Origin of the sequence: Cupriavidus necator, from assembly GCF_040578825.1 — a bacterium.
Taxonomy (GTDB): domain Bacteria; phylum Pseudomonadota; class Gammaproteobacteria; order Burkholderiales; family Burkholderiaceae; genus Cupriavidus; species Cupriavidus necator_E.
Genome location: NZ_JBEFLI010000005.1, coordinates 1 through 17,568 on the forward strand (window position 1 = coordinate 1; position 17,568 = coordinate 17,568).

A 17,568-nucleotide genomic window follows, 5' to 3' on the forward strand; every position below is an offset into this window, starting at 1 on the left:
GCTCAAACAGATACAGGACGAAGGGAAGAAGGAGGAACATCAGTGCACCGCTGACGCGATGCAGGATGGATACCTTGCCGGCCCAGGGCAACCGGTATTTCGCGATCTGCGAGATACCGATGTTCCGGTATTCGGGCCTGGTTGACTGCAGCTTTTCCATGGGGGGCTGGATCTTTTCGTTGGATGGATTCGCCGCCTTGTCCTCGACAGCGTCGACGCGGTCATAGATACCGGGACGCTCTGGGCAAGGCGTGATACGCGGCATTCTGGCCCGTCCCTGATATACTGTCCAATATCTATCGCATCTTTCTGATATATATAACGGCAGATATCGCATGGAACTGCGGCATATTCGCTACTTCCTCGCAGTGGCCGACGAGCGCAACGTAACGCGGGCAGCCGAAAGGCTTGGCATCGGGCAGCCGCCTCTCAGCCAGCAGATTCACGCGTTGGAGGAGGAGCTGGGTGTCAAGCTTTTCCGCAGAACCGGGCATGGCGTGGTCTTGACAGAGGCGGGCGAGGCGTTTGCCACGGATGCCAGGCGAATCCTGCATGACACGCGCGCAGCCGTGGAGAAAGCGCAAAGCGCGGGACGGGGGGAAATCGGGCGCCTCAACATCGGATTTACCGGCTCTGCCGCGTTCAACCCGGTGGTTTCCAGACTGATCCGCGCTTATCGGCAGGATTACCCCAATGTCGTCCTGACCCTGGCGGAAGGAAATACGTCCGAGCTCCTTGCCTATCTCAACGATGGCCGGGTAGATGTGGCCTTTGTCCGATTGAGCGGGCAATCGCCGGCCGGGGTTCAGCTTCAGCACATTGCCGTGGAGCCAATGAAGGTCGTGCTCCCCGCAACGCATCCGCTTGCGAAGAAACGTCGAATATCGCTCGACGCATTGGCAGAGGACCATTTTGTTCTGCTACCGCGCGAAGCGAGCCCGACTTTGCATGATGTCATCGTCGGCGCGTGCAAGCAGGCTGGCTTCGATCCCATTGCTGGCCAGGAAGCACCGCAGCTCTCCTCGGTTGTGAATCTCGTTGCAGCGGAGTTCGGTGTGTCGCTCGTTCCTGCCTCTGTTTGCCAGATACAGGTGGAGGGAGTGGTCTATCGAGACATAGTCGGCACTTCCATCTCGATCCGCCTGGCACTGGCGTCGAGGATCGAGCCAACGCCTGCGAAGACGGCAAATTTTCTGGCGAAGGTCCCGGAGGCAGTGTCGACCGTGTCGCGTGCAGAAGCTCCCGCGCTTGATACGCAGGGTTCGCTGTAGCAACGGCTCGCCGATTCACCTGATTGTCGGAGTTGAACAAATGATCGGTTTTGCTCGACGCTTGCTCGTTCCTGGCCTGAGCGCCATGTTGCTGTCCTTCGCTTGCAGCCAGTCCTATGCGCAACAGGTTGTCAAAATCGGCGTGTCCAGTCCTCTTACCGGGATCAATGCCGCAAATGGCAAGGACATGGAGAACGGTGTTCGCCTCGCTGTCGAGGAAGCCAATGCGCAGCGCATCAGGCTAGACGGCCATAACGTCCGTTTCGAGCTCGCTTCGGTGGATGACCAAAGTGACCCGCGTATCGGCGTTCAGGTCGCCCAGAAACTGGTCGACGAGGGGGTGACCGTCGTTGTCGGGTATTACAACTCGGGCGTCGCACTTCCGTCCGCGCCGATTTTCGCCCGGGCAGGCATACCGGTGATCCATCCGGCGGCGACCAATCCGGCCATCACGCAGCAAGGCTTGAAGACGGTCTACCGCATCATTGCGACCGATACGCAAAACTCCGGTAACGCCGGGAAGTACGCAGTCAACGTCATGAAGGCGCAGCGCATTGCCGTGATGGATGACCGGACCGCGTTCGGCCAGGGGGCAGTGGACGAGTTTAAAAAGGCCGTCGCCGCTGCCGGTGGCAAAATCGCGATAGAGGAATACATCAGCGACAAGGCGGTGGAATTCAGCGCGCAGCTCACGAACATCAGGGGCGCCAACGCCGATGTCCTGTTCTTCGCCGGCGTCGACAAGCAGGCGGCGCTCATCGCGAAGCGGATGAGAGAGCTTCGCATGCGCACCCAGTTCGTCGGGAGCGGTGGCATCGCCGACAGTATCTTTCTAAACCTTGCTGGCCCCGCTGCGGAAGGCGCGATGGCCTGGGAATATGGACGGCCTATCGAAACGCTGCCGCAAGGCAGGGCCTTCATGCAGAAATTCAAAAAGCGCTTCGGCGCCGACAACCTCATCTATGCGCCATTCGCTTACGACGCCGCGTGGGTGGCCATCAACGCGATGAAACAGGCCAATTCCGCGAAGCCGGCCGAATTCTTGTCGGCGCTGCGGGCCACGCAATACGAGGGCATCACCGGGAAGATTGCCTTCGATGCGAACGGCGACTTGAAGAATCCGACCTCGACGCTCTATCAGGTCAAAGGTGGCCGCTGGGTTCCGGTAACGACGATCGGGGCGGAATGACGTGGCGTTTTCCCTCTTTACATGAGGGAAGTGCCAGGAGGCCTTCGGGGTATCGGTGCGGTGATCCAGCATTGAGTCATTTGCTGGCCGCCGTTACAGGATCACCTCTGATTTCGCGCCGGAACCGGGTTGGCGCGCGGCCTGTCCAGCGCTGAAATGCCCGCCGAAACGCTTCCTCGCTGGCAAAGCCGGGCTGCTCCGCGAGTATGGGGCGCTGCGTTGCCGATGTCCAAGACCCATAATGTCTCAACCCATACCTGGAGGGTATTGCGGGAACAGGCCACCGCTCAGATGAGCAGGCGATCGTCGGCGTATGGCCCACGGACCATGCACTTCAATGGTGGCACAATGTTTGTGCCCGCTCCCCCGTCATTGGCTTGGTGGACGCGCGCCTTGCGAGGTGGACAACATTGTGCTGACCCTGACAGACGTCTCCAAGACATACAACGGCGCCCGACCGCGCACGGTTCTCCGCGGAGTCAGTCTTGCGCTGGACGCCGGCGAATATATCGCCGTCATGGGTGAATCTGGCGTGGGCAAGTCAACGCTGCTCCACCTGATCGCCGGCCTGGATCGGCCCGACAGTGGCCGCATCCAGTTCGACGGACAGGACCTGGGCGAGCTGGACGACGATGCCGCAACCTTGCTGAGGCGGCGAAAGCTGGGGTTCGTGTTCCAGGCCTTCCATGTTTTGCCGAACTTGAGCGCGGCGCAGAACGTGGCGCTGCCTCTGCTGTTGAACGGCCTCGAGCGGGAAAAAACGTCGGCGCGCGTTGCCGAGATGCTCGCCGCGGTTGGGCTTGAGGGGCGCGAGGACAGTCTGCCGCGCGAGCTTTCCGGCGGGGAACTGCAGCGGGTGGCGATTGCGCGTGCGCTGGTACACCGGCCGATGCTGCTGCTGGCAGATGAGCCGACTGGCAACCTCGATCACGAGACGGCTGCGCGGGTGCTAAGCCTGCTGCGCGAACTGGTCAACGCAAACGGCACGGCCGCGATTATCGTCACCCACTCGGCACTGGCTGCGGCGACGGCGGATCGCGTCCTGCAGTTGACGCCAGCAGGATTGACGCCGATGGGGCCCCAGCCGCCGACGAGTTCGGCCGCCTAAGCCATGCGAACGCCAAGCTCACCCGGCCTTGCGCTACTGCTGGGCGAACTGCGCGCCCATCCCGGACGCGCCATCATCGGCATCCTTGCCGTGGCCATCGGGGTGGCAATGGGCTATGGCGTGCATCTGGTCAACCACGCTGCGCTGGCGGAGTTTTCCCAGGCGGTGCGCTCCTTGATGGGGAATGCCGATCTGGAGATCCGCGGGCCGCGCATGGGCTTCGACGAATCGCTCTATCCGCGCATCGCGGGCCTGCCGGAGGTGGCGGCGGCCAGCCCTGTGGTGGAAGTCAATGCGCTGGTGCCGGGGCGCACCGGTGCGCTGACGCTGTTTGGCATCGATGTGTTCCGGGCGGCGCCTGTCACACCCAATCTGATCGGGCGGCCCGCCGAAGAGGGCGCGGGCAAGCTCGACGTTCTCGATCCCGACGCCGTGTTCCTGTCGCCGGCGGCGCTGAGCTGGCTCGGCCTCAAGCCCGGGGACCCGCTCACCGTACAAGTCGGGCTGACCGCGCTTACGCTGCGTATTGCCGGCACGCTGCCGGCGGCGGGCGAGGGCATGCGCCTGGGCGTGATGGATATCGGTGCGGCGCAGTGGCGCCTCGACCGGCTTGGCCTGCTGCAGCGGATCGACGTCAAGCTCAGGCCGGGCGTGGACACGGGCAACTTTGCGCAAGCGCTGGCGGCGCTGCTGCCATCCGGTGTGGTGGCAGGTTCGCCGCAGGACAACGTGCGCCGGACTTCCAACCTGTCGCGCGCCTATCGGGTGAACCTGAACGTGCTTGCGCTGGTGGCGCTGTTCACAGGCGCCTTCCTGGTGTTCACGATGCAGGCTGTCTCGGTGCTGCGGCGGCGCTCGCAGCTTGCACTGTTGCGCGCCCTGGGGGTGACACGCGGTGGTCTGCTGCGGCTGCTGCTGGCGGAAGGCGCGGCGCAAGGCGCGCTCGGCGCGATGCTCGGCCTTGCGCTTGGCTTCGTCCTCGCCGCCGCGGTGCTCGGGTACGCGGGCGGCGATCTGGGCGGTGGCTACTTTGAAGGTGTAAGGCCCAGGGTCCGCTTCGACGCGCTGGCAGCGCTGATCTTCTTCGCGCTCGGCCTGTCGGCGGCGGTGCTCGGCAGTCTCGCACCGGCATGGGAGGCCGCACGCGCGCGGCCGGCGCAGGCGCTCAAGGCGGGCGATGAGGAGACACCGCTCAAGCGGCTACGCTCGCCGTGGACCGGGCTTGCTGCGATGGCAGCCGGGCTTGGGCTGACGCCACTGCGGCCGGTGGCGGAGCTGCCGGTCTTCGGTTATGCGGCGATCGCCCTGCTGCTGGTGGGCGCCATCCTGCTGATGCCATGGCTGGCGCAGCTTGTGTTCGGCTTGCTGCCCGCTTCGCGACAGGCTGTGCCGCAGCTTGCCCTGACCCAGCTCGCCGGCGCACCGGGCCGCGCGTCCATCGCCCTGGCCGGCATTGTCGCCAGCTTTAGCCTGATGGCCGCAATGGCGATCATGGTGTCAAGCTTCCGCAACTCGGTGGACGATTGGCTGCGCAATGTCCTGCCGGCCGACCTCTATTTGCGTGCTTCGTCAAGCGGCGATAGCGCGTATTTCTCGCTTGAGGACCAGGCGGCCATCGCCAGCGTCCGTGGCGTTGCGCGTGCCGAGTTTCTGCGTTCGAGCCAGATCCTGCTTGATCCCCGGCGTCCCCCCGTAACGGTCATTGCCAGGCCGATCGATCCGCGCAATCCGGGCGCACGGTTGCCGCTGACGGCTGCGCCCGTCGCGGCGCAGCCGGGTGATCCGCCGGCGGTATGGGTCAGCGAGGCGATGGTCGACCTCTATGGCTTCCGCCCGGGGCAACGTATCACGCTGCCGCTGCAGGGCCGGCCCGTCGCCTTCCTGGTGGGCGGCGTGTGGCGCGATTACGCACGCCAGTATGGTACGGTGGTGATCGGCCAGGAGGATTATCGGCGGCTCACGGACGAGCGGCGTGTCACTGACGCCGCCCTGTGGCTGGAGCAGGGCACCGGCCCGGCGCAGGTCAAGGAGAGGCTGCGCCAGCGCGTCGCCGGCGGTGAACACATGACCTTCGCCGAGCCCGGCGAGATTCGCACCATCACCCTGAAAATCTTCGACCGCAGCTTCGCGGTGACCTACCTGCTGGAGGGTATAGCGGTCATGATCGGCCTGTTCGGCATTGGCGCCAGTTTCAGCGCGCAGGCCCTGGCGCGCGCGCGCGAATTCGGCGTGTTGCGGCATCTGGGCTTCTTGCGTTGGCAGATCGGCGCGATGCTGGCACTGGAGGGCGCGTTACTCGCTCTGCTTGGCGCGGTAGCCGGTCTTGCGCTGGGATGGGTCATCGCCTTGATCCTGGTTCACGTTGTCAACCCGCAGTCGTTCCACTGGACCATGAGTTTGCATATGCCTTGGGCATTTCTCGCCCAGGTGGCGAGCGCGGTAGTGGTGGCGGCCTCGCTGGCGGCGCTGGCGAGCGGGCGGCAGGCGATGTCGCGTAGCGCCGTGCGCGCGGTGCAGGAGGATTGGTGAAGAGGCGCGCATTCCTGCTGTTGTTGCCGGGTTGCGGCGTGGCGGGCGCGGTGCGGGGCGCAGCGCCCGCTTATCCGCCGGTCGACGCAGGCCGAACCCTGGCCTTCCCGCGCGACCACGGCGCGCACCCTGACTATCGCATCGAATGGTGGTATGCCACCGGCTGGCTGCAGACGCAGGCAGGAGCGCCGCTCGGCTTCCAGGTTACGTTCTTCCGCTCGCGCCCGCCGTTCGACCAGGCCAACCCAAGCCGCTTCGCGCCGCAGCAACTGCTGTTCGCCCATGTCGCACTGAGCGATCCCGCGGCCGGCAAGCTCCAACACGACCAGCGCGCGGCGCGCAGCGGCTTCGGCCTGGCGCTTGCCGATACTGCCGACACCGATGTGTACATCGACAACTGGTCGCTGCGCCGAGAGACGACGGGGCGCTACCGAGCCAGAATTCCCGCGCGGGATTTCACGCTCGATCTGACAATGGAGCCAACCCAGGAGTTGCTGCTACAGGGCGAACGGGGTTACAGCCGCAAGGGCCCGCTGGCGGCCCAGGCGAGCTATTACTACAGCCAGCCGAGGCTCAAGGTGAGCGGCACCTTGAAGCGGCGCAGCATGCAGGAAACCGTGCATGGCACCGCGTGGCTGGACCACGAATGGTCGTCGACCTTACTGGCCGATGAGGCCGTTGGCTGGGACTGGATCGGCCTCAACCTGGATGACGGCGGCGCGTTGATGGCCTTCCAGATCCGGGACAAGGCGGGGCGCAAGTTCTGGGGAGGCGGCACGCTGCGCGGCAGCGACGGTCGCGTCCAGGTACTGGCTCCCGAAGCGGTCAACTTCATGCCGGCGCGCCATTGGCGCTCGCCTCGTACCGGCACGAGCTATCCGGTTGCCATGCGCTTGAACGCAGGCGATCTCACGCTCGAACTGGTACCGCTGATGGATGATCAGGAACTCGATAGCCGCGCGAGCACCGGCGCGGTCTATTGGGAGGGCGCGGTGACGGCGTTGCGGGGAGGCAAGGCGCTCGGACGGGGCTACCTCGAACTGACGGGGTATTTCCAGCGCCTCAAGCTTTGACTTGTGGCGCGGCCCGGGCGGAAATGCTCCTGGCTTGCCGCGCGGGTCGCCGTTATCTCTTGCTGGTCCATCCGATCCGATGCCGCTCCTGGCAGGCTTCGTGCCGCGCATCTTCTGCGACCCGGACCTTGTCAGAAGCGGGTGCCGCTTACTGGTTCTTCATCGCCTCGGCCAGCCGCGCAATGATCTCGCCTGGCGCTCAGATTTGCGTGGCTCGGCGCCGGCTTCTAGTCCAATCCCGTGTTTTTCAGGTTCGGCTTCAATTCGAACATTTCACGGACCTGGAACCCAGGATCCGCTCGGTATCCTCGCCGAGACGAGGGGCAGGCTTATAGATCGAAGCAGGTGTCCTGGAGAACAGGGCGGTCGGGCGGGTTGTTACCACGTCGCCTTCGGTGGGGTGCGTCATGGTCTGGAACAGCCCGGTGCTTTGTACCTGGGGGTGGGTCTGGATGGTGTGGATGGAATACATTGCCGCGACCGGGATATCCATCTCCCGGCACACGTCCATCATCTCCTTTGTGGTGTACTGCGCGGTGATGTTGCGCAGCTCCGCATAGATCGCCTGGATGTTCTTGTTGCGCTCGATCCGGCTGCTGATGTTGAACTGTTCGATGAATTCGCCGCGCCCGAAGCGGTGAAAGAAGGCCTTCCAGTGCTGCTCCGTATAGGGCAGCAGGGCGATGTACCCGTCCTTGGTGGGCGAAGGCTTGCGGCCGCCCTTGAGCAGGCGCGCATAGCCGGCGTCGCCAATGGGCGGCTGAAAGCCGTGCCCACCCAGGTGCTCCGTCATCGTGAAGGCGACCATGGTCTCGAACATCGGCACTTCCACATACTGGCCTTCGCCGGTGCAGGCCTTGTGGACCAGCGCGCCCAGGATGGCGTTGGCCGTCGCCAGGCCTGCGATCTTGTCGGCCAGCAAGGTGGGCGGGTATTCAGGGATGCCGCTTTCGTGCCCAACCAGATGGGCCAGGCCGCAGGCGCCCTGGATGATGTCGTCAAACGCGGGCTGGCCGGCAAAGGCGCCGCCCTCGCCAAAGCCGGTGGCGGCACAGTAGACAATGCCCGGGTTGATCTGCGCCACCGCATCGTAGCCGAAGCCCAGCCGCTCGATCGCCTTGACGCGGATGTTGTGCACCAGCACGTCGCAGCGGCCGATCAGCTGGCGCAGCTGCGCCTTGCCGTCTTCCGTCTTGAGATCGATGCACACCGAACTCTTGTTGCGGTTGATATTCATGAAGGTGGAACTCATGCCCGGCGTGCGGCTCACGCCGTTCGCACGCATCAGGTCGCCCTCGGGCGGTTCTACCTTGATCACCTCGGCGCCATAGTCCGCCAGCACCTGAGTGGCGACAGGACCCAGTACCACGGCGGTCAGATCCAGCACGCGGATCCCGGCAAGAGGGCCTCGGGGAGCGGCGTCCGGCTTCTTCTGGTCGTTCGTCGTGTCGTTTGCCTTCATGGTTGCCTTGCTTCTCATCGTTTTTACCTAGAGCAGATTCGTTGTATCCACTCTATAGTTTTGCTTGATCGCAAGCAAGTAAGGATAAACATGGATACGCTGCACATCACTGTCGGGGACCTGCCACCCGAATGCGAGGCGCTCCGGGAGGAGGCAAGAGCCTTTGCCAGGGAGCACATCACAAAGTATTCACGCGTCGAGCGCGCGCACAACTGGGCCGGCCGCGACCCGGATTTCTCCAGGAAGATGGGCGAAAAAGGGTGGCTCGGCATGACCTGGCCAACCGATGCCGGCGGCGGCGGAAAGAGCATGCTGGAGCGCTATGTGATGCTGGAAGAACTGCTGGCCGTAGGTGCCCCGATGGGCGCGCACTGGGCAGCCGACCGGCAGATGGGGCCGCTGCTCATCCGCTACAGCCGCGACAAGCTTGCTCCCAGAATCATCCCGCAGATCCGCCGGGGCGAGGCCTTCATTTGCATCGGCATGAGCGAACCGGACTCGGGCTCGGACCTCGCTTCCATCCGTACCCGCGGCACCAGGGTTGAAGGCGGCTGGAAGATCAACGGCCGCAAGGTGTGGACCTCGGGCGCGCACCATGCGCACTACATGGTGGCCCTGGTGCGCACCAGCGAACGTGGCGATGACCGCCACGCCGGCATGAGCCAGATCTTCATCGAGATGGACCGCCCCGGCGTGACGGTGCGGCCCATCGTCTCGCAGCTGGGCATGCGCATCTTCAACGAGGTGATCCTCGACGACGTGTTCGTGCCCGATGACCACCTGGTGGGCGAGGAGGGCAAGGGCTGGAGCCAGGTAATCAATGAACTGAAGTACGAGCGATCGGGCGCGGAGCGCTTCCTGAGCAGCACACAGCTGCTGCTGGAGATGCTCGATGCGGCGCAGGCAGGCAACCGTCAGCAGGCCGTGGCCATCGGCAAGGTGATCGCGCGCTATGCCACCTTGCGCCAGATGTCGCAGGGCATCGCGCTGATGATGGCCGAGGGGCAGGACCCGTCGCTGGCCGCCTCCCTCGTCAAGGACCAGGGTGCGCTGCTGGAGCAGTCGCTGCCGGACATTGCCTATGAGGTATTCCCCGACCGGCTGGGGGATGGAAGCGAGTTCGACCAGGTGCTGAACCTGGTGACGCTGGCGGCGCCATCGTTCTCGCTGCGAGGGGGCACGAGAGAGATTTTGCGCGGAATTATTGCGAAAGGACTGGGGCTGCGATGAGCGACAACATGATTGAAGAATCCGTCAAGCGACTGCTGGCCAACGAGGTGAGCCGCGAACTGCTGACCGCTGTCGAGGCTGGCGAATTTGCCGGCGGGCTGTGGCAAGCCATCGCCGACGCCGGCATGACCAAGATCCTCTGCCGCGAGGCGCATGGCGGCATCGAGGCCTCGTGGCCGGAAGCGTTGCCCCTGTTCTACCAGGTCGGCTATACCCAGGCGCCGGTGCCGCTGTCGCAGGCGGTGGTGGGGCAGTACCTGGCATCGCGCAGCGGGCTGGACGTGGCGGCCGACAGCGTGTTTGCGCTGGCCGCCGGCGCGCAGACGCGGGCACTGGCACTGGCCAGCAATGAGGCGGGGACACCCGCCACCCTCACCGGCACGATGACAGCGGTGAAGTGGGCGCGCCATGCCCGATGGCTGGTGGTGGAGGCGGCAGGCCATATCTGCCTGGTGGATGCCAAGGGGACTGGCGTGCGGGTGGAGCCAAAGGCCGATGCCGCATCGCTGCCGGCCGACAGGGTGGTGCTTGACCATGCCCCCGTGGCGCATGTGCTGCCTGCTGGCATTTCCGGGCTGAGCCAGCCGCTGGAAGTGTTCTACGCCGCCACCACCGCCGCGCAGCTGACCGGCGCGCTGGAATACGCGCTGGACCTGGCGGTGCAGTATGTGAAGGACCGCGTGCAGTTTGGCAAGCCCATTGGCAAGAACCAGGCCATCCAGCAGCAGCTTGCCGTGCTGGCCGGCGAGGTGGCCTGCAGCTACGCGGCTGCGACCACGGCGCTGCGCGATCTGCCCGCCATGCAGCAGGACAGCGCGCCGCAGGCTGAATTCAGCGCCGCCGTCGCCAAGGTGACGGCCAGCGACGCGGTGCGCACGGGTGCCTCGATTGCGCACCAGGTGCATGGCGCCATTGGCTTTACCTACGAATACCCGCTGAACTTTGCCACGCGGCGCCTGTGGGCGTGGCGTGCCGAGGCGGGCAGCAGCACCGAATGGGCAGAGCGCCTCGGCCAGGCGTTCATCCAGGCCGGCTCGGATCAGTTCTGGCCGCACCTGACCGCGCGCACCCTGCCGTCGGGGGATGTCCCGGCAACGCCGGCTGACCACCAGGCCCAACCCACGCATGCAGAAAGGACCACCACCCATGTCTGAGACGCCGAACCAGGCCATCCTGAACAGCCGCGACGGCCATGTCGCCATCATCGAGCTGAACCGCCCGCCGCACAATTTTTTCGATGTGGAAATGCTTGCCGGGCTTGCCGACGAGCTGGACCGGTTGCAGGCCGACAAGACCTGCCGTGCGGTGCTGCTGCAGGCGGGCGGCAGCGCGTTCTGCGCGGGGGCGGATTTTTCGCGGCGCAATGGCGCGCAGGGGCGTAGCGCCTCGCGCATTAATCCCATCTATCTGGAGGCACTGCGCATCTTCGGTTTCAGCAAGCCGATTGTGGCCGCCATCGAGGGCGCGGCCGTGGGTGGCGGCCTTGGCCTGGCGCTCGCGGCGGACTTCCGGGTGTCATGCGCAGAGGCCCGCTTCTCGGCCAACTTCAACCGGCTCGGTATTCACCCTGGCTTCGCGCTCTCGTACACCCTGCCGGCGCTGGTCGGCAAGCAGATGGCGGCGTGGTTGCTGTATACCGGTGCCCGCGTAGACGGCGCCCGCGCCAGTGAGCTGGGGCTGGTGGACTTCATCGTCCCCAAGGCGGAGGTGCGCACCGCCGCGATGGCACTGGCCCGGGAAATGGCCACTTCATCGCCGCGTGCGTTGCAGTCCACCCGCCAAACCTTGAAGGCGGACTCGCTCAGCCACATCCGCAACGCCATCTCGCGCGAGAGCGCGGAGCAGGCTACCCAGTTTGCAGGGCCGGACATGGCCGAGGGCGTGAAGGCCATGGCCGAAAGGCGGCTGCCGGTCTTTGAAGACTGAATCCGGCCACGGCCGAACCATTTCGATATACAGGAGACAAGCACCATGCAACGGAGACAATTTGGCGCCACGCTGCTGGCGGGCGCGGCGGCCTTGGGCTTCCCCTACATCGCCCGGGCGCAGGGCAAGGCGATTCGCGTCATCGTGCCCTTTACGGCGGGCAGCGGCTCGGACGAGGGCGCGCGTTTTTACGCGGAGCAGATCGGTAAGGCGCTGGGACGCCCGGTCGTGGTCGAGAACAAGCCGGGGGCCAGCGGCCTCATCGCCGTGCGCACTGTGCTGGCGGAGCCGGCGGACGGCAACACCATCCTGCTGGGCAGCAACTCGCTGATCGCGGTGAACCCGGTGATGGTGAAGGACCTGGGCTACGACCCGTTCAAGGACCTGGTGCCGCTGCACGGCCTGGGCATCTCCGCCGCTGCCTTTGTGGCCGGCAACGACTCTCCCTACAACAGCATTGCGGATGTGGTGGCCCGCTACAAGGCCACGGGCAAGCCGATCTCGATCGGCAATTATTCCGAAGGCTATCGCCTGGTAGGCGAGTGGCTGGCGCAGGTAACGGGTATCAAGACCACGCCCGTGCCCTACAAGGGCGGGTCGCCCATGGTGACGGACCTGATCGGTAACCGGCTGGACATCGCCCTCAACGACATCACCGGCATCGCCTCCATGGAAAAGTCCGGGAAGCTCCGCGTGCTCGCCATCACCGGCGGGACGCGCGACAAGCTGTTGCCAAACACCCCCACGATGAAGGAACTGGGCTACACGGACTTTGAATCCTACGTGTGGTCGTCCTTCTCGATGAAGGCAGGCACCCCGCAGGACAAGCTCAAGGCGCTTGCCGCAGCGATTTCCGCCGCGCAAGGGACGGAGGCGGCAAAGGCATACCAGTCCAAGCGCGCGGGTACCTTTTTGAACAAGGCGCTCGGCGAATTGGGGGAATTCCAGCGTGCGGAATACCTGCGCTTCAAGCGTGTGGCGGAAAAAGCCAATATCCGGCCGAGTTGAGCGCCTGGCCTTACTGCTGCGCCGGAAACTGCGCACGCAGGGGCTTGTGTCGACGCAGTTCTGGAACGTGGCCCGTTCGCTTCGGTACAATTTGGGCGCCGTGCAGCTCCGCGTGAACGGATCCATACCCGGTTCAACGCAAGCCACAACGGCGCCATGGACCATTACCACTGCTTCGAGACATAGCCGGCCGATCCGTGCATCACTACCTATGAAACAGCAAACCAGTCGCACCCAGGAGCAACGGCGTGAGGAGTCTGTCAGCCGTATGGTGCAGGCCGCTATCGAGCTGATTTCTGAAAAAGGCCTCGCCGGGCTGACGATGAATGAAGTCGGCACCAAGGCGGGCTATAGCCGCGGCCTGGCGCACAATCACTTCGGCTCCAAGGAAAAGCTGCTGGAGGAATGCCTGGAACAGCTCTCGCGTGAATTCAATGCCCAGAGGAAGAAGGATGGCAGCGATACCCGCGGCATTCACGGCATCTATTCGCTGGTGGACGCCTACACCCAGCGGCCGGAAAACGCGGTCAACAGTATCCGTGCGATGTTTTTCATCGTGCTTGACTCGTCCGTTGCCGATTCGCCGCTGCATGGCTTTGTCCACGACTACAACGAAAAGAACATGGCCTACGTCGAGTACAAGCTCAACGAGGCGAAGACCCTTGGGCAGATCCGGGCGGACGTGGACGCAAAATCCGCGGCTTTCATCCTGATGAGCCTGCTGCGCGGTATCTCCGTGCACCGCCTGAACCGGGCCTCCATGGACCCTGCAGCCGTGAAGGCGGAAATCCTGCGGATGATCGGGGATTGGTTGGTGTAGAAGAACCATCGCCATGGCGATGTTGAGGGCGGGCGGCAAGGCAAGCACCTGGGCGACGCCGGCCGGTCCGAAGCATGGCAAAGACAGCGCCGGAGAGCGGCGCGGGCCAGGGAGGGACTGCTATGGACAGCGGCATGGTCAAGTCGGCGAACCGGGTGTTCGATCTGCTGGAGTTGTTCGAGCGGGTGCGCCGGCCGCTGCGCGTCGGCGAGATCGCCGAGCGCCTCGGCATCCCGCAGTCCAGTGTCTCGATGCTGCTGCGGACCATGGTGGCGCGCGGCTACATGGAGTTCGACGCCCAGCTGCGAACCTATTGCCCGTCGGTCCGCGTCGCGTTCCTGTGCGGGTGGACCACGAGAATGCACGGTACCGGCGCCTCGGTCCACGACGCCCTGCGCCGGCTTTCGAGCGAGACCGGCGAGACGGTGCTGCTGGGCCGCCAGAGCGGCAATATGCTGCAGTACCTGTCCGTCATCGAATCCAGTCATGCTTTGCGCCTGTCGGTATCGTCGGGCACCATCCGGCCGATGCATCGCACCGCGATCGGCATCATGCTGATGAGCCGGATGGAGGACGAACAGATCGGGCGGCTGCTGCGCCGCTACAGCGCCGAGGTGGCCCCGGGCGAGCCGCCGGTACGCACCGACGAGATCATGCGCGCGGTGGAGCAGGCGCGCCGGCAAGGCTACTACGAGTCGGCCAGCCTGGCGACGCCGGGGGCCGGTGTGATCGCCACGCTGGTGGCAACGCCGATACGCGGCCAGTCGCTCGGCATCGGCACCGGCGGCCCGGTAGCGCGTTTGCACGCACGCCGCAAGAAGTTGCTGGCCGCCGTGCTGGCGGTAGCGCAGGACTGCTGAGCGCCGCCGCAGCGGCGCGAAATCAGCGGCCGGGCCGTTCCCTGCGCGCCCGGATGGCATCGAGCCGCGCCAGCAGGCGCGTGGCCTGCGCCAGGTGCAGGCGCTCGACCATGCGCCCCTCCAGATTGATCACACCCGCCGCGGCATGCTCAGGCCGCGCGAAGGCCGCGACGATCGCCTGCGCCTCGGCGATGGCGGTAGCCGACGGCGTGAACGCCGCGTTGGCCGGATCCACCTGCGACGGGTGGATCAGCGTCTTGCCGTCAAAGCCCATCCTGCACGACTGCAGCACTTCATTGTCGAAGCCGGCGCGATCGCCGAAGTCATTCCAGACACCGTCGAGCACGTCCATGCCGTAGCGCCTGGCGGACAGTACCACCGACATCAGCCAGGGAAGCAGATACGCACGGTTGTCGCCCGGATACACGCCGGTCTCCTTGGCGAGATCGTTGGTGCCGACGACCAGGCAGTCGAGCTGCACCTGCCGGCGCTGGCCGGCTTGCAGGATGCCATCGAGGTGATGGATCGCGGACGCCGTTTCGATCATGGCCCACAGCTTGGGGGCAGGGCCATTGGCCATGGCGCGGATCGCCTCGGCAAAGCGTTCCAGGTCTGCACCGGTGTCGACTTTCGGCAGCAGGATCGCATCGGCCCCGCAGGCGGCGGCCGCGCGCAGGTCGGCATCGAATTCGGCGGTTGCCAGGGCATTGACCCGGATCACAGTCTCATGCGCCGCAAACGGCTGCGCGGCAAAGGCGCTGGCCAGGTTGTCCCTGGCCCGGCCTTTCATGGCCGGCGCCACGGCGTCCTCCAGGTCGAACACGATGACGTCGCAGGGCAGGTTGCGGGCCTTCTCGATGGCGCGGGTATTGGTCGCGGGCACATACAGCACGGAGCGGCGGGGCGCAGTCTTGTTCATGGTCATGAGATATAAGCGTCGCCGGTGGCGACGTGAACGTGAAGCGTTGAGGGGCAGTGTGGCCATGGCGCGGCACCGTGCGCCGCGAATGGCCGTGGATGAGAGTTTCGATCCGGCACGCACCGGCGGCCATCACATATGTGATCGATGCCCCGGCGTCGGCATCCATCACATATGTGATGCCGGGTCCGTCGGCGTTCGCCAATACTCGGTCCATCGACAACAACACGGCGCCGGCCAACGCGGCGATGCTTCCGAGTGGAGCCTGACCATACCATCGACAAGACAGCGGACAGCACCGGCTTCACCCGGGCGCTGGCCGGCTGGATCAGCACGGTCGACGATGCCGAGCTCGGCGCACCGGCTTTCGCCTGGGCGCGGCACGCCATGCTCGACTGGATCGCCGTTACCCTCGCCGCCGCCCGTGAGCCGCTGGTCGAAATGCTCGTCGCCGAATATGCCGGCTCGCGCGATTTGCCGTGCGCGCTGGTGGGCAGCCCGTTGCGCGCCGATCCGGCGCAGGCCGCGCTGATCAATGGCGCTGCCGGACACGCTCTCGACTTTGACGACGTCGCCTCGGCGATGCACGGCCATCCGACCGTGCCGGTGGCACCGGCCGCGCTGGCGGTGGCCCAGGCCGCCGGCGCCAGCGGCAAGGACCTGCTGCGCGCGCTGATACTGGGGCATGAAGTCGAGAGCCGGGTCGGCGAGGTGGTTGGCGCCGAGCAGTATCGCCTCGGGCTGCACCCGACCGGCACCACCGGCACGCTGGGCGCCGCCGCTGCCTGTGCGCGGCTGGGTGGCCTCGACCCGGCCGGCACGGCCCACGCGCTCGGGCTCGCCGCGACGCAGGCAGCCGGGCTCAAATGCATGTTCGGCACCATGGCCAAGCCGCTGCACGCAGGCAAGGCCGCCATGAATGGCGTGATGGCGGCCCGCCTGGCCGCGCGCGGGTTCACTGCCAACGCCAGCGGCATCGAGTGCGAGCAGGGCTTTGGCCGCACCCAGGCGCCCGCCGCGCCGGCGTTCCCGGCCACCTTCGAGCGCCGCGCAGGCATGGCGATCGAACGCACCCTGTTCAAGTTCCATGCGTCCTGCTACCTGACGCACTCCACCATTGAAGCCGTGCGCCAGGCTTGCCGTGCGCACCGTATCGACCTGGATGCGCTCGAGTCGATGACCATCTTCGTGTCGGGTGCGCATCGTGGCGTGTGCGATATCGCCAACCCGCAGACCGGCCTGGAGATCAAGTTCGCGATCCAGCATCTTGCGGCGCTGGCGATGGACGGCGCGCCCACTGCCTCGCTCGCCCTGTATTCGCCCGAGACCGCGCTTGCGCCGCGCTATGTCAGGGCGCGGCAGCGGATCGCCCTGCAGGTGGTGCCCGGCCCGGACCGCAACGCCGCCACGGTCGAGATCCTGACGCGCGACGGCCGCACGCTGCGCGCGCAGGCCAATGTCGCGGTGCCGGCCGCGGACCTTGCCATGCAGTGGCGGCGCCTGGTCGACAAGGCGCAGGCCATCGTCGTGCCGCGCATCGGCGCGGCCAAGTTCGCGAAGCTGGTGTCGGTGGTCGACACGCTGGACCAGCTTCCTTGCGTGGAACCTTTGTTTGAGGCAATGCAATGACATCCACCCATCCCGCCATCGAGCGCGTTCCCGAGATCCCCGCCGATCCGGTCGTCGCCCGCCTGAAAGCAGAAGCCCGGCTGCGCGCCCGCGGCAACCGCTACGAGGATTTCGAGCCGGGCCGGCGCTTCGACCATCACTGGGGCCGTACCGTCACCGCGTCGGACAACACCATGTTCTCGGTGCTGACGCTGCACTACAACCCGCAATACACCAACGAGGCGGTGGCACGGGCCAACGGCCACGCGGGCGTGCCGGTCAATCCGCTGCTGGTGTTCAACACCGTGTTCGGCCTGTCGGTGGAAGACCTGTCCGAGGGCGGCGGCCCCTTTCTCGGGGTCGACGAGCTGGCCTATCTGCGGCCGGTCTACCCCGGCGAGACGCTCTATGCCAGCTCCGTCGTGGTGTCGCGCAGGCCGGCCAGCAACCGCCACGGCTACGGCATCGTCACGTGGCACACGCATGGCACCAATCAGCAGGGCGATGTAGTGATCGAGTTCAAGCGTACCAATCTGGTCAGGATGAGGGGATAAGCATGTCAGGA

At 65.5% G+C, this 17,568-nt stretch carries 16 protein-coding genes and 1 pseudogene; 13 read left to right on the forward strand and 4 right to left on the reverse strand.

Annotated features, from left to right (window positions below; genetic code table 11):
* Positions 1-265: succinate dehydrogenase, cytochrome b556 subunit (locus AB1I47_RS04240; RefSeq protein WP_475572024.1), on the reverse strand; the 265-nt coding region annotated here is incomplete at its 3' end.
* A 70-nt stretch (positions 266-335) separates the two neighbouring features.
* Between AB1I47_RS04240 and AB1I47_RS04245 the strand changes: the two genes are divergently transcribed.
* Entirely contained in the window at positions 336-1,271 is a 936-nt protein-coding gene (locus tag AB1I47_RS04245) for a LysR family transcriptional regulator (protein WP_354682532.1), read from the forward strand.
* Between the two features lie 40 nt (positions 1,272-1,311).
* The gene (locus tag AB1I47_RS04250) at positions 1,312-2,460 is read left to right on the forward strand and encodes a branched-chain amino acid ABC transporter substrate-binding protein (protein WP_354682533.1); all 1,149 of its coding nucleotides are present in this window, start codon (positions 1,312-1,314) and stop codon (positions 2,458-2,460) included.
* A gap of 76 nt (positions 2,461-2,536) precedes the next feature.
* Here AB1I47_RS04250 and AB1I47_RS04255 read toward each other — a convergent pair.
* Positions 2,537-2,665 (reverse strand): annotated as a pseudogene (locus AB1I47_RS04255) (AraC family transcriptional regulator); the annotation flags it as partial.
* Positions 2,666-2,872: 207 nt separating this feature from the next.
* Between AB1I47_RS04255 and AB1I47_RS04260 the strand changes: the two are divergent.
* From AB1I47_RS04260 to AB1I47_RS04270, 3 genes are read left to right on the forward strand one after another with little or no spacing between them, the layout of a single operon-like run.
* On the forward strand, positions 2,873-3,568 hold the full coding sequence (locus tag AB1I47_RS04260; RefSeq protein WP_354682534.1) for an ABC transporter ATP-binding protein: 696 nt from the start codon (positions 2,873-2,875) through the stop codon (positions 3,566-3,568).
* 3 nt (positions 3,569-3,571) lie between these two features.
* Positions 3,572-6,097, forward strand: coding sequence for an FtsX-like permease family protein (locus AB1I47_RS04265; protein ID WP_354682535.1), 2,526 nt, complete (start codon positions 3,572-3,574; stop codon positions 6,095-6,097).
* Entirely contained in the window at positions 6,094-7,170 is a 1,077-nt protein-coding gene (locus tag AB1I47_RS04270; protein WP_354682536.1) for a lipocalin-like domain-containing protein, read from the forward strand. Before AB1I47_RS04265 ends, AB1I47_RS04270 begins: the two co-directional genes overlap by 4 nt.
* Positions 7,171-7,429: 259 nt before the next feature.
* On the opposite strand, the gene AB1I47_RS04275 is transcribed toward AB1I47_RS04270, so the two are convergent.
* On the reverse strand, positions 7,430-8,632 hold the full coding sequence (locus tag AB1I47_RS04275; protein WP_354682537.1) for a CaiB/BaiF CoA transferase family protein: 1,203 nt from the start codon (positions 8,630-8,632) through the stop codon (positions 7,430-7,432).
* Between the two features lie 90 nt (positions 8,633-8,722).
* On the opposite strand from AB1I47_RS04275, the gene AB1I47_RS04280 reads away from it, so the two are divergent.
* From AB1I47_RS04280 to AB1I47_RS04305, 6 genes are all read left to right on the forward strand, one after another.
* Positions 8,723-9,862 carry an acyl-CoA dehydrogenase family protein gene (locus tag AB1I47_RS04280; RefSeq protein WP_354682538.1) on the forward strand — a complete coding sequence of 380 codons (1,140 nt, stop codon included), beginning with the start codon at positions 8,723-8,725 and terminating at the stop codon, positions 9,860-9,862.
* A gap of 8 nt (positions 9,863-9,870) precedes the next feature.
* Entirely contained in the window at positions 9,871-11,016 is a 1,146-nt protein-coding gene (locus tag AB1I47_RS04285) for an acyl-CoA dehydrogenase family protein (protein WP_354682539.1), read from the forward strand.
* Complete coding sequence (locus tag AB1I47_RS04290) at positions 11,009-11,788, forward strand: enoyl-CoA hydratase/isomerase family protein (protein ID WP_354682540.1); 780 nt, start codon at positions 11,009-11,011, stop codon at positions 11,786-11,788. Before AB1I47_RS04285 ends, AB1I47_RS04290 begins: the two co-directional genes overlap by 8 nt.
* A 45-nt stretch (positions 11,789-11,833) precedes the next feature.
* Positions 11,834-12,796 carry a tripartite tricarboxylate transporter substrate binding protein gene (locus AB1I47_RS04295; RefSeq protein WP_354682541.1) on the forward strand — a complete coding sequence of 321 codons (963 nt, stop codon included), beginning with the start codon at positions 11,834-11,836 and terminating at the stop codon, positions 12,794-12,796.
* Positions 12,797-13,007: 211 nt separating this feature from the next.
* On the forward strand, positions 13,008-13,616 hold the full coding sequence (locus AB1I47_RS04300; RefSeq protein WP_354682542.1) for a TetR/AcrR family transcriptional regulator: 609 nt from the start codon (positions 13,008-13,010) through the stop codon (positions 13,614-13,616).
* Between the two features lie 74 nt (positions 13,617-13,690).
* On the forward strand, positions 13,691-14,476 hold the full coding sequence (locus AB1I47_RS04305; RefSeq protein WP_354682543.1) for an IclR family transcriptional regulator: 786 nt from the start codon (positions 13,691-13,693) through the stop codon (positions 14,474-14,476).
* Positions 14,477-14,498: 22 nt separating this feature from the next.
* Here the strand turns inward: AB1I47_RS04305 and AB1I47_RS04310 are convergent, their stop codons facing one another.
* A complete protein-coding gene (locus AB1I47_RS04310; RefSeq protein WP_354682544.1) occupies positions 14,499-15,395 on the reverse strand; it encodes an HpcH/HpaI aldolase/citrate lyase family protein in 897 nt (298 codons plus the stop codon).
* Positions 15,396-15,653: 258 nt separating this feature from the next.
* Between AB1I47_RS04310 and AB1I47_RS04315 the strand changes: the two genes are divergently transcribed.
* Together AB1I47_RS04315 and AB1I47_RS04320 are read left to right on the forward strand one after the other, a co-directional pair.
* Positions 15,654-17,024, forward strand: coding sequence for an MmgE/PrpD family protein (locus AB1I47_RS04315; RefSeq protein ID WP_354682545.1), 1,371 nt, complete (start codon positions 15,654-15,656; stop codon positions 17,022-17,024).
* Positions 17,021-17,557, forward strand: coding sequence for a MaoC family dehydratase (locus AB1I47_RS04320; RefSeq protein ID WP_354682546.1), 537 nt, complete (start codon positions 17,021-17,023; stop codon positions 17,555-17,557). Before AB1I47_RS04315 ends, AB1I47_RS04320 begins: the two co-directional genes overlap by 4 nt.
* Positions 17,558-17,568 lie beyond the last annotated feature (11 nt).

What these genes read in the sequence shown, in the direction of transcription:
- AB1I47_RS04245 (WP_354682532.1), top strand. Translation starts at nt 336, where the DNA reads ATGGAACTGCGGCATATTCGCTACTTCCTCGCAGTGGCCGACGAGCGC.
- AB1I47_RS04250 (WP_354682533.1), top strand. Translation starts at nt 1,312, where the DNA reads ATGATCGGTTTTGCTCGACGCTTGCTCGTTCCTGGCCTGAGCGCCATG.
- AB1I47_RS04265 (WP_354682535.1), top strand. Translation starts at nt 3,572, where the DNA reads ATGCGAACGCCAAGCTCACCCGGCCTTGCGCTACTGCTGGGCGAACTG.
- AB1I47_RS04275 (WP_354682537.1), bottom strand. Translation starts at nt 8,632, where the DNA reads ATGAAGGCAAACGACACGACGAACGACCAGAAGAAGCCGGACGCCGCT.
- AB1I47_RS04280 (WP_354682538.1), top strand. Translation starts at nt 8,723, where the DNA reads ATGGATACGCTGCACATCACTGTCGGGGACCTGCCACCCGAATGCGAG.
- AB1I47_RS04285 (WP_354682539.1), top strand. Translation starts at nt 9,871, where the DNA reads ATGATTGAAGAATCCGTCAAGCGACTGCTGGCCAACGAGGTGAGCCGC.
- AB1I47_RS04290 (WP_354682540.1), top strand. Translation starts at nt 11,009, where the DNA reads ATGTCTGAGACGCCGAACCAGGCCATCCTGAACAGCCGCGACGGCCAT.
- AB1I47_RS04295 (WP_354682541.1), top strand. Translation starts at nt 11,834, where the DNA reads ATGCAACGGAGACAATTTGGCGCCACGCTGCTGGCGGGCGCGGCGGCC.
- AB1I47_RS04300 (WP_354682542.1), top strand. Translation starts at nt 13,008, where the DNA reads ATGAAACAGCAAACCAGTCGCACCCAGGAGCAACGGCGTGAGGAGTCT.
- AB1I47_RS04305 (WP_354682543.1), top strand. Translation starts at nt 13,691, where the DNA reads ATGGCAAAGACAGCGCCGGAGAGCGGCGCGGGCCAGGGAGGGACTGCT.
- AB1I47_RS04310 (WP_354682544.1), bottom strand. Translation starts at nt 15,395, where the DNA reads ATGAACAAGACTGCGCCCCGCCGCTCCGTGCTGTATGTGCCCGCGACC.
- AB1I47_RS04320 (WP_354682546.1), top strand. Translation starts at nt 17,021, where the DNA reads ATGACATCCACCCATCCCGCCATCGAGCGCGTTCCCGAGATCCCCGCC.